The following is a 12,901-nucleotide window of genomic DNA, read 5'->3' on the forward strand; positions in this document are numbered from 1 at the left end:
TGCACGGCGTCCGGCTGTTTTTGCGTTCAGCCTTACCAGATGGTCTCTCGGATACTGCCGCCGCGGGTTCCGACCACCAGGGAACGCAGGGGAATTTCCCCGCCGGCGTCCTGCCAGGCGCTTTTCGCCAGCGTGAGCAGGCCGGCGCAGCAGGGCACCTCCATCGTCATCACGGTCAGGCTGCGGATCCCGGCTTCGTTCAGGAACGCCTTCAGTTTCTCCGGGTAGAGGTCCTGGCGGGCGTCCAGCTTGGGGCAGGCGATGGCCAGTGCCTTTCCCGGCAGGTGGCTCCGGTGAAAATCGCCCAGCGCATACGCGACGCAGTCCGCCGCCAGCAGCAGGTCCGCCTGCCGGAAGTGCGGGGCGGCGGGTTGCACCAGGTGCAACTGCACCGGCCAGTTCCGCAGGGAGGACGTGCTCCCGATACCGGCGGCCTCGTCACGGACAGTCTCGGGTCCCAGATTTCCGGAACAGGGGCAGGCCGCGAAGCCGTTGGGCCGAGCGCGCCCCTCAAACCCGGGGGGAACCGGAAGGTTGTTTTCCCGGAGGAACTCCAGCGCGCCAACCCGTTTCTGTACCGCGCCGATAAAGTGGGGCACCGGAAGGTTCTTTTCCCGGAGGAATTCCAGCGCCTCCCGCAGGTAGTCCGTTTGACCGTGGTCCCGAAGGTGTTCTAGGTGGGCCTTTAGCACGTTGTCGCCCTGCCGGACGATATTCGCCATTACCTGCTTTTCATCGTACGGCACCGCCTCCTTTTCCACGATGGTGATGGCCCCTTCGGGGCAGCCGCCCAGACAGGCACCCAGGCCGTCACAAAGAGGTTCGCTGATCAGGCGGGCCTTGCCGTCGATCACCTGCAGGGCGCCTTCGGGGCAGTCGGGGACACACAGGCCGCAGCCGGTGCACTTTTCCTCATCGATGCTGATGACCTTGCGTCTGATTCTCTGCGTCACGAGATGGTCCTCCTCTCCAGCTTCTTTTATGGACATCATATCCCGGAAAGGGGCCGCCCGCTGTGATGCCGGTCACAGGTCGGTTCTCCTTCCGTGAAGATGATTCGACCCTTGCCGAAGCGCCGTTCGTGCATCTGGGCCGCGATTTTCTCCAGGTCCCCGGGCTCCAGCCGGGCGAATAGGGGTACCCGGCGCAATTGTTGCAATGAGTCATCCACTTAAAACCACCCCTGTCCATATTCTAACCTACCGCCGGCCGAAAACCTTGATCGAGATGCGAAGCGCACCGATAATAGTTCTAGAGTGTATTCGTACGAATCATGGAGTCTTCGGGGTGAGGGGGCGGTTGGATGCCGCGCCGGAGGGAAGCTGAAGAAGATGTAGCCGCCCTGTTGAAACGGGCACAGAAAGGTGACCGGAATGCGCGTGAGGAATTGATTGCCGCCAGCGAGTCCTTCATTGCCGGTTGTGTGGCCAAAGTCGTCCCGCGCCGGGGCGGGATCAGGGATATGGACGAGTACAGCATAGCGCTCCTGGCGTTCAACGAAGCGGTTGACGGGTATGACGCCGGCAGGGGCGCCTCTTTTCACGGTTTTGCCCGGCAGGTGATCAACCGGCGCCTGGTCGATCACTACCGGGTTTCCCGCCGTTTCTCCCCCGAGTTACCCCAGGCGGAGCCGCCCGAAGAGACGGTGGAATCTGATTTCACCCTTCCGGAGGACGGCGTCCGCGAGGAGATTGAGCGATTCGCCACGCGACTGGGCGAGTTCGGGATCACGCTGGAGGACCTGGTCCGGGAGACGCCCAGGCACCGGGATTCACGGCGGATGGCGATCGGCATCGCCCGCCGCGTCCTGGAAGATCCAGAGCTGCGGGCCAGCCTCGAGCGGAAGAAAAAACTGCCCTTCACTCTTCTGCTCCGGCAGCTGGTCCTTAACCCTAAAACGATCCAACGGCACCGAAGATACATTATAGGAGTGTACGTGGTCTTGGGTGGGGACTTTCCCCTCCTGCGGGAGTATGTCCGAGGCGCGGAAGGTGGTGCTGAAAGTGGCTGGTAGGGGAGTGGTCTGCCGGGTGAAATCCCGCTCGGCAGTAATTTTGACCGCGGACTTTGAGTTTGTGGAAATCAGGAAACGGCCCGGGATTCAAACCGGGCAGGAGGTCCCGTTCACTGCGGCGGACCTGGTTCGATACCGCCGACCGACCCGGCTGCTGGCCCTCGCTGCTTCCTTTATGGTCCTGTTCCTGGCGGCATTTCTGGCCATGCCCCGTTTCACCCCCGGACCGGCGGTTTACGCATACGTCGGGGTGGAGGTCAATCCCGGGATCGAGCTGGCCCTTGACCGTTCTCTGACGGTGATCGGGGTGGAAGCCCTCAACACCGACGGTGTCGGTCTGGTGCAGAAACTCGACCTCGTCGGGCTCCCGGCGGCCGAGGCCGTGGCGGCCGTGGTCCGGGCCTGCCAGGAACACGGTTACCTGGGCCGGGGACCGGAGGTCAGGCACCTGGTCGTAACCACCACCTTTAGCGGTGAGGAAGGCCGGTCTGCTTTGCAGGCCGAACTGTTTGCCGTTATCCAGGCCAAACTGGAGGACGCCGGCGGCCAGACCGGAGTCTACATCCTCAACTGTTCCATTGAGTCCCGGGAGCGGGCCCGGCATGCGGCCTTATCCCCGGCACATTACGTGATTTGGCAAAAGGCCCTCGAAGGAGGGATTGCATTGGATACGGACACCGTACGGGCCGGGAAGCTGCGGGAGGCCCTGAACCTGGAAGGCCGGGACTTCGGGATGGCCGTGGCCGCCCTGGCCACCATGCAGGGACGGGTGGGGAGGTCCGGGGAAGAGACGCCCGTCGATCCCGGTTCACAGGCACCGGAGACTCCGCCCGGTCACGGCCGGCGGGTTGAAGACCCAAAGGCCTTCCCCGGTAAGCCGTCCGCACAACCGGGCGGGAAACACGGCGTGCCGGCGGTACCGGCAGATCCGCCCCAGAGCTCAACGGGCGGGGATCAAGACGATCCCGCGCCTGCGAACGCCGTCGCGGAAGAAGAAGTCGGAACGCCGCCGGAACTGCAGACCGAGCCAGGGGGGAAAGGACCGTCTTTCCGGGAGGATTTTCCGGGAAGCGGAACGGACAAAAGTGATAGGGCGCAAACAAGAACGATCCGTGTTGATAAGGAAAGGGGTGGTGGCACACAAAATACAGGACGGTAGCTTGTTGATTTCTAGTTGAGGGTGAATTGTAAGGAGGTAAGCAAGAAAGTGAAACTAAAAAGACTACTGGCGGTACTCTTGGCCTGCCTGTTCGCAATCGGATGCTTTGGCGGGCCGGCCTTTGCCGACGAGGACAAAAACAACGCGGGGGGTCCCCCCCGGACACCTCCCGGGCTCGCGAAGAAGCTTGACGGCCACCCGAGCCTCGGGGGACTCTTGAATGCGTATCAGAACGTGGTCCGGAACGGGGCGAGCGAGGAGGCCCGGCAGGTGCTGACTGATTTAATCGCCGCCCGCGGTGGGCAAGGCCTGCTCGATGAGCTTGAGATAGTGGCTAAACTGCCCCCGGGACAGTTGAAGAAGATCGACTCAGACCCGGTAGCCCGGCAGGAGTTCATTGACTTAATCAATGATCTGCTGGATATGTTGGAGGAACTCAAAGACCCTGATCTCGATGACGCTGCCCGGACTGCGTTGATTCAGGATATAGCCGAACTCCTGGAACAGCTCCGGGAGTACGAGCGCGCCGAGTTTTTCTTCCGGAAAGCCCTCCGTTATGCTCCCGGGGACCTGAACGGTTACACCCATCTGCATCGCCTGCTCAAGGCGAAGGGCGATAAGGCGTTCCGGGTGTTCATGAACGGCGGGGAAGTGAACTTCGACGTGCCTCCAGCGGTTCTCAAGGGACGGACGATGGTGCCGCTCCGGAAACCGGGTGAGACTCTGGGCAGCACGTTTGCCTGGGATGCGGAAAACCAGCAGGTCACTTTTGAGTTGGACGGCAGGGAAGTCATCCTTCAAGTGGGCAGCACCGATGTGATCTTCGATGGTGTGGTCCACGAGTCCCTGCTGGAAGTCGCGCCGGCTATCGCGAACGGCCGGGTCCTGGTTCCGCTGCGCTTCATCGCCGAGGAACTTGGTGTTAACGTCGACTACCTGCCCAACATGGTGATCCTGAAAACCCGTTAACCAGTTGATGGGATCTGCCTAAAAAACCGCCTTAAGGGAGCCCCGCAGGGGCTCCCGGCTTTTTACAGGAAGTTTACTCCAACGGACATTTTCAGCGCGACCGCGTCTTGCCCGAGGTCTTCGGCTTTTAAAGGGTTTTTTTTACAGACAGCCAATAATAATAATAAAACCGGATTCTTTAGGCTGGTTTTTCACAACCGGGAGTGCGTATTGCGATGTGGCGTAAACCCTGCTGTACCCTGCTTTGTGGTCTGGTGCTGTCGGCCTTTTTAATGGCCGGCGTTTTCCGCGATGTGCCGGCGGCGGCGGTCCCGGACCTGGAGCATCTGAGCCCGGGCGAGCTCCAGACACTTGAACGTGAGCTTGCCGCCGAACTGCTCACGCTCAATCTGCAATTGATGGGGCTGCAGGAAGACCGGGTCCGCTCCGAAGAGCGGCTGGCGGAGCTGGCCGCATCCCGGGCGCTGGCGGAGCATAGCTTGGCCGAGGCCCGAACCCGCCTGGCGAAAACACACGAGCGGTTGGGGCGGTGGTTGCGTTACCTGTACGAGGAAGGCCGCCTGCCGGTGTTTGCTTCGCTGCTGCAGGCGGAAAGCTTGGCCGATTTCCTGTGGCGCCTGGAGTTTGCCGTTCTGCTGGTTGAACGCGAGGGCATGCTGTTGAACGAGGTACGCACCCAGAGCGCCGCCATCAAGGAACGTTTGCACCAACTCGCGTTTCTCGAAACCGAAGTAAAGACCGCCCGCAGCAGAATAACGGAACGCCTCGCCGAACTCCAGCGGGTGCAAAACCGCAGGTCGGGGCTGCTGGCCGACATCCGCGGCCGTTCGCACGAAATGGCGGACCGGTTGTCGGGTCTGGAACGGCGGTGGCAGGAGTCGCTCGCCCCGCTGAACAACCTGCTGGGACAGTTGAACATCATCCTAGCCCGGGACGTGCAGCCGGACCGGATCTACTTTCAAGGACGCAACATGTTGATCGAGGTCGGTTCCCGGACCATCAACCGGGCCCTGGCCAACGCGGCCGAGGACGCTGGGGCCGGCCTCCGGATCGACATCGACCACCGCGGAATCACGGCGACCAGCCTGGACGCCCAGGGACGGCCCGAGTTTCGGGTCTTCGGGCACCTGGTTCCCGTCTCCGGCGGAGAGGCGGTGGTGTTCCGCGCCCAAACCGTGACCATTGACGATCTGGAGATCGACGCCTCAACGCTCGCCTTCATGGCTGGAGACCAGGGGGCGTTCTCAATGGGTGACCGGTTCCGGTTCATGACCCTGACCGACATCGCTTACGAAAAAGACCGGGTGCGGTTCACCCTGCGGCGCAACTGATGATGCCCCCGCCGACCACCCGTTCTCCCTGGTAGAAGACGGCGGCTTGTCCCGGGGAGATCGCCCGCTGGGGCTTTTCAAAACGGATCCGAGCGGCGTCAGGCGGTTCAGGGTAGAGGCGGGCGGGGGCGGCCTTGGTCCGGTAGCGGATCTGGACTTCGATGGGGGTGCCGTCGTCGGGCTGTTGCACGATATAGTTCACTTCCACCGCCAGGAGATCGGTGCGCCACAGTTCCTCCTCCGGACCGACGATCACCGCATTTTGTTTCCGGTCGAAACCGAGCACGAACACCGGCTTGCCCAGGGCCAGCCCCAGACCCCGGCGCTGGCCGATGGTGTAAAACGGTATGCCTTGGTGCCGTCCGAGGATGTTTCCGTGCCGGTCCATGAAAGGCCCCTCGGTAACCGGCCGCCCGCACCGCTTGCGGATGAACGCCCGGTAGTCGTCTCCCGGAACAAAACAAATCTCCTGGCTTTCGGCCGCCGCGAAGGGGATACCGGCCGTCTGCGCTTTTTGCCGCACCATTTCCTTGGTCAATTCCCCCAAGGGCAGGAGCAGGCGGGACAACCGCTCCTGGTCCAGGTGAAACAGGACATAGCTCTGGTCCTTACGGGGGTCGCGGGCGCGCAGCAGGACATACCGGCCCGGTTCGGGTTCAAAACGCACCCGGGCGTAGTGCCCGGTGGCGAAATAATCGGCGCCCCATTCGACCGCTTGACGGAAAAGCGCCCCGTATTTCAAGTTCCGGTTGCAGGCGACGCACGGGTTGGGGGTGCGCCCCTCCAGGTAGGCGGCGCAGAACGGACCAATCACCCGTTGTTCAAAGAGCTCACTGAAGTCCGGCACGTGGTGGGGCAGGCCCAGAAAAGCGGATACCCGGGCCGCCTCCGCTACCACCCGGTTGTTCGTGGCCATCGTCAGGGTGAACACCCGGTGGCCGGCCTCTTTCATCAAAAGGGCGGTGGTTGAACTATCCACGCCCCCGCTCAGCGCAACCGCCACGGTGGCCAAGTTTACACCCTCCTCATTTCAGTATTCCACGTTCAAGGCCGGACGCCGGCAAGTTGATGGCGCACGCTACGGCAGGAGCAGTATTTCAGTATTCCACGTTCAAGGCCGGATAGGAACGGGCCGCTCCAGGAATTTGCCGGCAATTGTAGAATAACAGACCGGAAGATCCTCCGGTAGCACAAAAAAGTGTTAGGGGCCTGGACCCTTTTCCCTGGGCAGAAGAGGCCCGCTCCTACTCGACCCTTTTTCACCTTTTTCGCCGGCGGTGTTTCGCATTAAATCCGGCGCAGGATCAATAATGAAAAGAAAAGCGGGGGCGCGTCCACCTTGCGGTCGATTTGGCTGGACCAGGGCTTGATGCTGTTATTCGCCGGGTCTTTTATGGTTTTTGTGAACCTGCATCTGGCTTTCATTATTATGCCCCTGTACGTGCTCGAACTGGGAGGCGGCGACTGGACGGCGGCCTGGTACAATACCCTTTTGGCCGGGGCGGCGGTGCTTTTCCGGTTCCTGTTCGCGTCCTGGGTGGACCGGTACGGCCGCCGGCTTTCCCTGCTGGTGAGCGGCCTGGCCCTGGTGACCGCGCCGCTCTTTATTCTGCTGGCTGGTTCATCTACGGCCTATTTGCTGCTTGTTCGTCTGATTCAAGCCCTGGGCCTGGCGCTCTACCCGCTGGCCGCGAACACCCTAATCGCCGACTTGAGCCCGGTGGCACGGCGCGGGACCGTCCTGGGCCTGCAGCGCTTGATCATCCTCACCGCTCTGATCACGGGGCCGCCGGTGGCGGTCCTGATTGTCGAGCACTACGGTTTTCAGACCTTGTTTGGACTGATCTCCATACTGGGGCTTGCCGGAATGGTGCCGCTTTCGGCCGTTCGGGAACCGGTGCGCGCCCGTGTGGGGACTCCGGCCCCGCACGGGTTTCAGGCTGCTCTTGCTTCCCGCTCCCTGCGTCTTTTGATCTGGGCGACCTCCGCCTGCGGCTTGGCCTACGGTGTTTTGCTCACGTTTCTCCCGCTGTACGCGGTACGCGTGGGAATCGAGAATTTCGGCCTTTATTTCACTGTTTTTGCCTTCAGCGGTCTGGTTGCCGGGGTGGTTGCCGGGCGCCTGTCGGATGCCTTCGGCCGGCGCAAAGTGCTGGTGCCGTCGCTGGTCCTTTTCGGCACGGGCATTCTCTGTCTCGGCCTGCCGGCACCGGGAACGGCAATGGTGGTCAGCGCCGCGGTGGCCGGCGCCGGCTACTCGGCCTCCCTCACCCTGCTGGTCGCCTGGGTGGTGGACGCGGCCGGACGCAAGCTGCGCGCGGCTTCCCTGGGTCTATTTGAAAACGGGATCGACGCGGGGATTATGGCGGGCTCTTTTGCCTTCGGGAGTGTGGTCGCCCTGCTCGGCTTTGGGTTCGCCTTTTCAACCGCCGGCGCGCTGTTGTTGGTATTCGCGGTTCTGATCGCCACCTTGGACCGGGGGCCCCGGCCCCAAATCCGTTAGGATAAGCGCCGGACGTAGAGGATTTGACGTTGAGTCTATGGTAAGGAGCGGTTACAATATAAGGAAGAAGGCGATGCTCAGTATTTGTGAGTTTTGAAACGCGAATCCTAGCCAGATACACTCATCCCGCTGGCCTGGTGCCGTGTGACGGGGACCGTGAGCCTGTTTTTTTCCAAGGGGGCCATTCTGGGATGCTGATCGAGACCCGGCCCTGGCCCGGCGATCCGGAAGCGCTCTACACCGTCCTGGGAAACCGGCCGGGTCTGGCGATCCTGGACAGCGGGATGGAACCGCGGGCGGGCGGCTTGTACCCTTCCGGCCGGTGGTGTTTTGCCGCATTTGATCCCTTTGCCGTGTTGGAGTGCCGGTTGGACGGTTGCTGCCGGGTTTCCGGCGGCTGTAACCGGGAGTTCAAGGCGGACCCTCTGGACACCCTCCAAGACCTTCTGGAGGCATACGCCCTGCCGGCCGGTGCCGGACCCACGCCCCTGCCCGCGGGCGGAATCGGGTTTTTGGCGTACGGCCTCCGGGTTTTCGTGGAGCCGCGGCCCGGCCGTCCCGACGACTTGGATTTGCCCGTGCTCCGGGTTGGCTTTTACGACGCCGTGCTGGCATTGGACCGCCGGGAAGGACTTCTCTATCTGACCTCCACCGGGCTGCCGGCCGCCGGAAGTGCCCGGGCCGAACGGGCGGCGTCCAGGATGCGCTTGCTGCGGGAAGTGGTGGCGGCGGCCGCCGAAAGGGCGGCTTGCGCCCCGCCGGAGCCGGGGCACCGGCTCGGGGTGCCCGGGGGTATCTGCTCGGGAGACCCGGGGGTATCTGCTCGTGGTACATGGGTCAGCGGGTCAGCGGGTCGGGTCAGCGGGTCAGCGGGCCGGCTGTGGCCGCCCGGGCCCGTAAGTTCGAGCTTTGACCGGGCCGCCTACCTGGAGGCGGTGCGCCGGGTCAAGGACCACATTTGGGCCGGGGACGTCTACCAGGTAAACCTGGCCCAGCGGTTTTCGGTGCCCTGGCCGGGGTCGGCCCACGCCCTGTTCAGGAGGCTCCGCCGCCAAAACCCGGCGCCGTTTTCCGCCTTGATTGAAGGCGCGGACTTCTCCGTGGTCAGCGCGTCCCCGGAGCGTTTCCTGCACTTGGATCCCCTGACCGGCGTCGTGCACACCCGCCCGATCAAAGGCACCCGCCCGCGCGGCCCCTCGCCGGAGGCCGACGCTCGTTTGGCCCGTGAACTCCTGGCCAGCGGGAAGGACCGGGCCGAGCACATAATGATCGTGGACCTCGAGCGCAACGACTTGAGCCGCGTGGCCGAACCGGCCTCGGTCCGGGTTCCGGAAATGCTGGTCCTGGAGCCTTTCCCGACGGTCTGGCACCTGGTGTCCACGGTGGAGGCCCGGCTCCGGCCGGGGACCGGCGTCGCCGCTCTCCTGCGGGCGACCTTTCCGGGCGGTTCGATCACCGGCGCGCCCAAAATCCGCGCCATGGAAATCATCGAGGAACTGGAACCGGTGCCCCGGGGCGTGTATACCGGTGCCGCCGGTTACTTCAGCTTCGACGGCCGTCTGGACTTAAACATCGCGATTCGGACCATAGTACTCCGCGGCGGGCGGGCGTGGTTTCACGCCGGCGGCGGCATCGTGGCCGATTCGGAGCCGGAGGCCGAGTACCGGGAGACGTTGGACAAAGCACGGGCGTTGTTCGCGGCCCTGGGAAGCCCGAAATACCGTGGATGTTTATAAGTGGTGCGGCGCAGTCTGGTCTTCGGCAGTTATCTTGGTTTTTATGAGGGGCGACCAGATTCAGGAGGATGAGGCCGGTGCTGCTTTGGGTTAACGGCCGCCTGGTGCCGGCGGCCGAAGCCGCGGTTTCCCCGTTTGATGCCGGGTTTCTCTTGGGTTACGGGGTGTTTGAGACGATGCGGTCTTTCCGGGGAAAGGTGTTCCGGCTGGAGGCGCACCTCGAGCGCCTGACCGGCGGCTGCCGGCGGCTGGGCTTAAACGGCGTTCCGGAACATGCCGCTCTGAGCCGGGCGGTGGCGCTCACCCTGCAGGCGAACGGCCTGACCGCCGCACGGTTGCGCCTGACGGTGACCGCTGGCCCGGAAAGTGCTCCCGGTACCGGACCGGCCGCGGGTGTACCGGCCGCCGATGCACCGGCCGTGGGTACGCCGACCGTGGTGGTCACCGCCTTTCCCTTGTCCCCGGAGATGGAACAACCGGTGTTCTGGACCGCCGGCACCTGCCCCCGGCCTGTTTTTTCGGGGGACCCGCTTCTGTCGGTCAAAACGGTTTCGCGGGCCGGCCATACCCTGGCCCGGCGGGAAGCATTAGCCGCGGGGTACGACGAGGCGCTCCTGATCAACGAACGGGGTGTTTACACCGAGGGCACGGTCACGAACCTTTTCGTGGTCCGGGGCCGTGTGCTGCAAACGCCTCCGTTGTCGGACGGGCTGCTGCCGGGTCTGACCCGGGGAATCATTAAAGAATTGGCCGGGGGATTGGGCCTGGAGTTCCGCGAAGCGCCGGTGCGGGCGCAAGATATGCTCTCCGCCGACGAGGTTTTCCTGACCAACACGGTGGGGGGTTTGATCCCCTTGGCGGCGCTGGACGGGGTGCCGCTCGGCGCAGCTGTTCCCGGCCCCCGGACGGTTCTGCTCCGGCAGGCTTACCGGGCGCTGTTGACGAAGGAATGCTGATTGTGTCGCTCCGGACCGGACGTGATACAATAGTGGCAGCGCTGGAGAAGGGGAAGGTCAATGCCGCAACTGCGCGTCCTGATTGCGGTCAAGGACGAGGCCGAGGCCAAGAAGCTCGGGGCCAAGCTCCTTAAAGCCGGTCATCTGGTGATCGGCCGGGTATGGGAGGCCAAGGACGTGTTGCGCCTGGCCTTTGAGACCCAGCCCGACTTGGTCTTGCTGGACCCCGCCCTCCCGGATTACGGGGGACTGGGAGTGGCCCAGGTCATCGACGATCACCGGTTGGCCCCGATCGTATTCGTCACCGCGGACTGCACCAGGCTTGCGCAACTGTCGGGCACGGGGTGGCTCTTCAGCTATCTGCTGGTTCCGTACAGCGATGATGATCTGTACCTGGCGGTGGAAATAGCCCGGTCCAATTTCAAGCGCCTGCTGGCCCTAGAGCAGGAAAACATGCGCCTGAAGAAGACCCTGGAGTCCAGAAAACTCGTTGAGCGGGCCAAGGGCCTGTTGGTCGAAAAGAAGGGGTTCACCGAGCCGGAGGCGTACCGGTACCTGCAGAAACTCAGCATGGACACCTGCCGGCCGCTGGCCGGAATGGCCCGGGAGGTGATTGAGAAGCTCTCCTCCGGCCAAGGGAAGAAAGGCCGGGACAAGAATCACCAACCGTAGGAAAGCACAAAGCGCGAAAAAACGCTTGCCTTTTGTCGTCTCTTCACAATATAATAGGGACTGGTTAGATTAATCATAACGTTTTTGGGGCAACGATGTCCCAGGTGGACTCCCGTGGGGAGCCTGCTTGGGGCATTTCTTTTTGAGTTGAAAAGGGGGAGTCTACTATGGAAATCAACCGCCGGGCGGCCGAAGAAGTCCTGGCCCTGGCCGCGGAAACCGGTGTGAAATTCGTCCGGCTGCAGGTCACCGATTTCACCGGATCCCTCAAGAACCTGGCCATCACCGTCGAGGAGCTGAACCGCGCCCTGGAAGGCCGGCTCACTTTTGACAGCGCCATCGTCGAAGGTTTCAGCGGCAGCCGGGAAAGAGAGATCCTGCTCGTCCCCGACCCGGAAACGTTCGTGATCTTTCCCTGGCGGCCACGGGACGGGGCGGTGGCCCGATTGATCTGCCATGTGGCCGACCTGGACGGGAATCCCTATCCCATCTGTTCCCGGAGTGTACTGCGCCGGAACCTGCAAGCCCTGGGGGAGCGCGGGTGGCGGTTCCGGATCAGCGCCGAAATTGAATTCTTCCTCTTCCACGCCGGGGAACAGGGCCTGCCCGCCACGGTGACCCACGACCAGGCCGGATACTGCGACCTCGCCCCGGTGGACCTGGGCGAGAACGCCCGGCGAGACATGGTCCTCACCCTGCAAGAAATGGGGATCAAGGTCCGGTCGTCGCACCACGAGGCCTCCCCGGGCCAGCACGAGATCGGCCTCGGTGAGGGCGAGGCGCTGGAAACGGCCGACCGGATCACCACCTTCAAGTTCGTGGTGCGGACCGTGGCCCAGCGGCACGGCCTGCACGCTTCTTTCATGCCGCGGCCGCTGGCGGGGGGGCGCGGTTCGGGAGTGAAGCTGCACCTGACCCTTTGGCGCGAAGAGCAAAACCTGTTCGCGGACGGGGATGACCTCGGCCGGTTCAGCGCCACCGCCCGCCGGTTCGCCGCCGGACTGCTCGCGCACGCGCCCGCCTTGTCGGCCGTGACCAATCCCCTGGTCAATTCCTATAAACGCTTGGGGCCGGACGGTTTTCACCCGGCCCTGGCCGCCTGGTCTTTCGACAGCCGGGCCGCCATGCTGCGCTTTCCCGCGCCGGCGGGAGGCGAGCCACATCTGTTGCTCCGCAGCCCGGACCCGACGGCCAACGCCTACGTGGCTCTGGCGGGAATCCTCGCCGCCGGCCTCGACGGGGTGGACAGCGGGCTCGAGTTGCCGGAGCCCGTACCCGGCACGGTGGACGGAGACCTGGACCGGCTCCGGGCCGCAGCGCGCATCAACGGGCTGCCCCGGCACCTGGAAGCGGCGCTTTCGGCATTTACCACCAGCGCCGTGCTCCGCGGCGCGTTGGGGGACGAGTTTTGCCGCCGCTACGCCGAGGTCAAGGAACAGGAGTGGCTGGCTTTCCTGGCCGCGGTGCACCCCTGGGAGATCGACACCTATCTGGCCCGTTACTAGGCTTCGTTGGTCGGACCCGGTTCAGGATGAAAAGGGGACAGTCCCCCTAAAGCCCG

12 protein-coding genes are annotated in these 12,901 nt (G+C 63.6%); 9 read left to right on the top strand and 3 right to left on the bottom strand.

Features of this window, described 5'->3' with window-relative positions; translation table 11 throughout:
- Window positions 1-32: 32 nt before the first annotated feature.
- A complete protein-coding gene (locus tag AB1402_02625; GenBank protein MEW6540497.1) occupies window positions 33-953 on the bottom strand; it encodes a 4Fe-4S binding protein in 921 nt (306 codons plus the stop codon).
- 35 nt (window positions 954-988) lie between these two features.
- Complete coding sequence (locus AB1402_02630; GenBank protein ID MEW6540498.1) at window positions 989-1,171, bottom strand: hypothetical protein; 183 nt, start codon at window positions 1,169-1,171, stop codon at window positions 989-991.
- A 132-nt stretch (window positions 1,172-1,303) separates the two neighbouring features.
- On the opposite strand from AB1402_02630, the gene sigI reads away from it, so the two are divergent.
- The 4 genes from sigI to AB1402_02650 all read left to right on the top strand — a co-directional run bounded on the left by sigI (window position 1,304) and on the right by AB1402_02650 (window position 5,473).
- A complete protein-coding gene (gene sigI, locus AB1402_02635; GenBank protein MEW6540499.1) occupies window positions 1,304-2,014 on the top strand; it encodes an RNA polymerase sigma factor SigI in 711 nt (236 codons plus the stop codon).
- Window positions 2,004-3,173, top strand: coding sequence for an anti-sigma factor domain-containing protein (locus AB1402_02640; GenBank protein MEW6540500.1), 1,170 nt, complete (start codon window positions 2,004-2,006; stop codon window positions 3,171-3,173). The genes sigI and AB1402_02640 overlap by 11 nt, the downstream gene beginning before the upstream one ends.
- Before the next feature lie 48 nt (window positions 3,174-3,221).
- A complete protein-coding gene (locus AB1402_02645) occupies window positions 3,222-4,142 on the top strand; it encodes a stalk domain-containing protein (GenBank protein MEW6540501.1) in 921 nt (306 codons plus the stop codon).
- Between the two features lie 215 nt (window positions 4,143-4,357).
- Entirely contained in the window at window positions 4,358-5,473 is a 1,116-nt protein-coding gene (locus AB1402_02650) for a hypothetical protein (GenBank protein MEW6540502.1), read from the top strand.
- On the opposite strand, the gene mnmA is transcribed toward AB1402_02650, so the two are convergent.
- Window positions 5,454-6,476, bottom strand: coding sequence for a tRNA 2-thiouridine(34) synthase MnmA (mnmA, locus tag AB1402_02655; GenBank protein MEW6540503.1), 1,023 nt, complete (start codon window positions 6,474-6,476; stop codon window positions 5,454-5,456). The genes AB1402_02650 and mnmA overlap by 20 nt on opposite strands.
- Before the next feature lie 336 nt (window positions 6,477-6,812).
- Here mnmA and AB1402_02660 point away from each other — a divergent pair, with 336 nt between their 5' ends.
- From AB1402_02660 to AB1402_02680, 5 genes are all read left to right on the top strand, one after another.
- The gene (locus AB1402_02660; GenBank protein ID MEW6540504.1) at window positions 6,813-7,976 is read left to right on the top strand and encodes an MFS transporter; all 1,164 of its coding nucleotides are present in this window, start codon (window positions 6,813-6,815) and stop codon (window positions 7,974-7,976) included.
- Between the two features lie 191 nt (window positions 7,977-8,167).
- Complete coding sequence (gene pabB, locus AB1402_02665; GenBank protein ID MEW6540505.1) at window positions 8,168-9,712, top strand: aminodeoxychorismate synthase component I; 1,545 nt, start codon at window positions 8,168-8,170, stop codon at window positions 9,710-9,712.
- Between the two features lie 77 nt (window positions 9,713-9,789).
- Window positions 9,790-10,668 carry an aminotransferase class IV gene (locus AB1402_02670; protein ID MEW6540506.1) on the top strand — a complete coding sequence of 293 codons (879 nt, stop codon included), beginning with the start codon at window positions 9,790-9,792 and terminating at the stop codon, window positions 10,666-10,668.
- A 60-nt stretch (window positions 10,669-10,728) separates the two neighbouring features.
- Window positions 10,729-11,340 (top strand): ANTAR domain-containing protein, encoded by a 612-nt coding sequence (locus AB1402_02675; GenBank protein ID MEW6540507.1) that lies wholly within the window; start codon window positions 10,729-10,731, stop codon window positions 11,338-11,340.
- Window positions 11,341-11,507: 167 nt separating this feature from the next.
- Entirely contained in the window at window positions 11,508-12,845 is a 1,338-nt protein-coding gene (locus AB1402_02680; protein MEW6540508.1) for a glutamine synthetase family protein, read from the top strand.
- The last annotated feature ends 56 nt before the right edge of the window (window positions 12,846-12,901 follow it).

The organism is Bacillota bacterium, assembly GCA_040757205.1.
In the GTDB taxonomy this organism is placed as follows: Bacteria; Bacillota; Desulfotomaculia; order Desulfotomaculales; family Desulforudaceae; genus Desulforudis.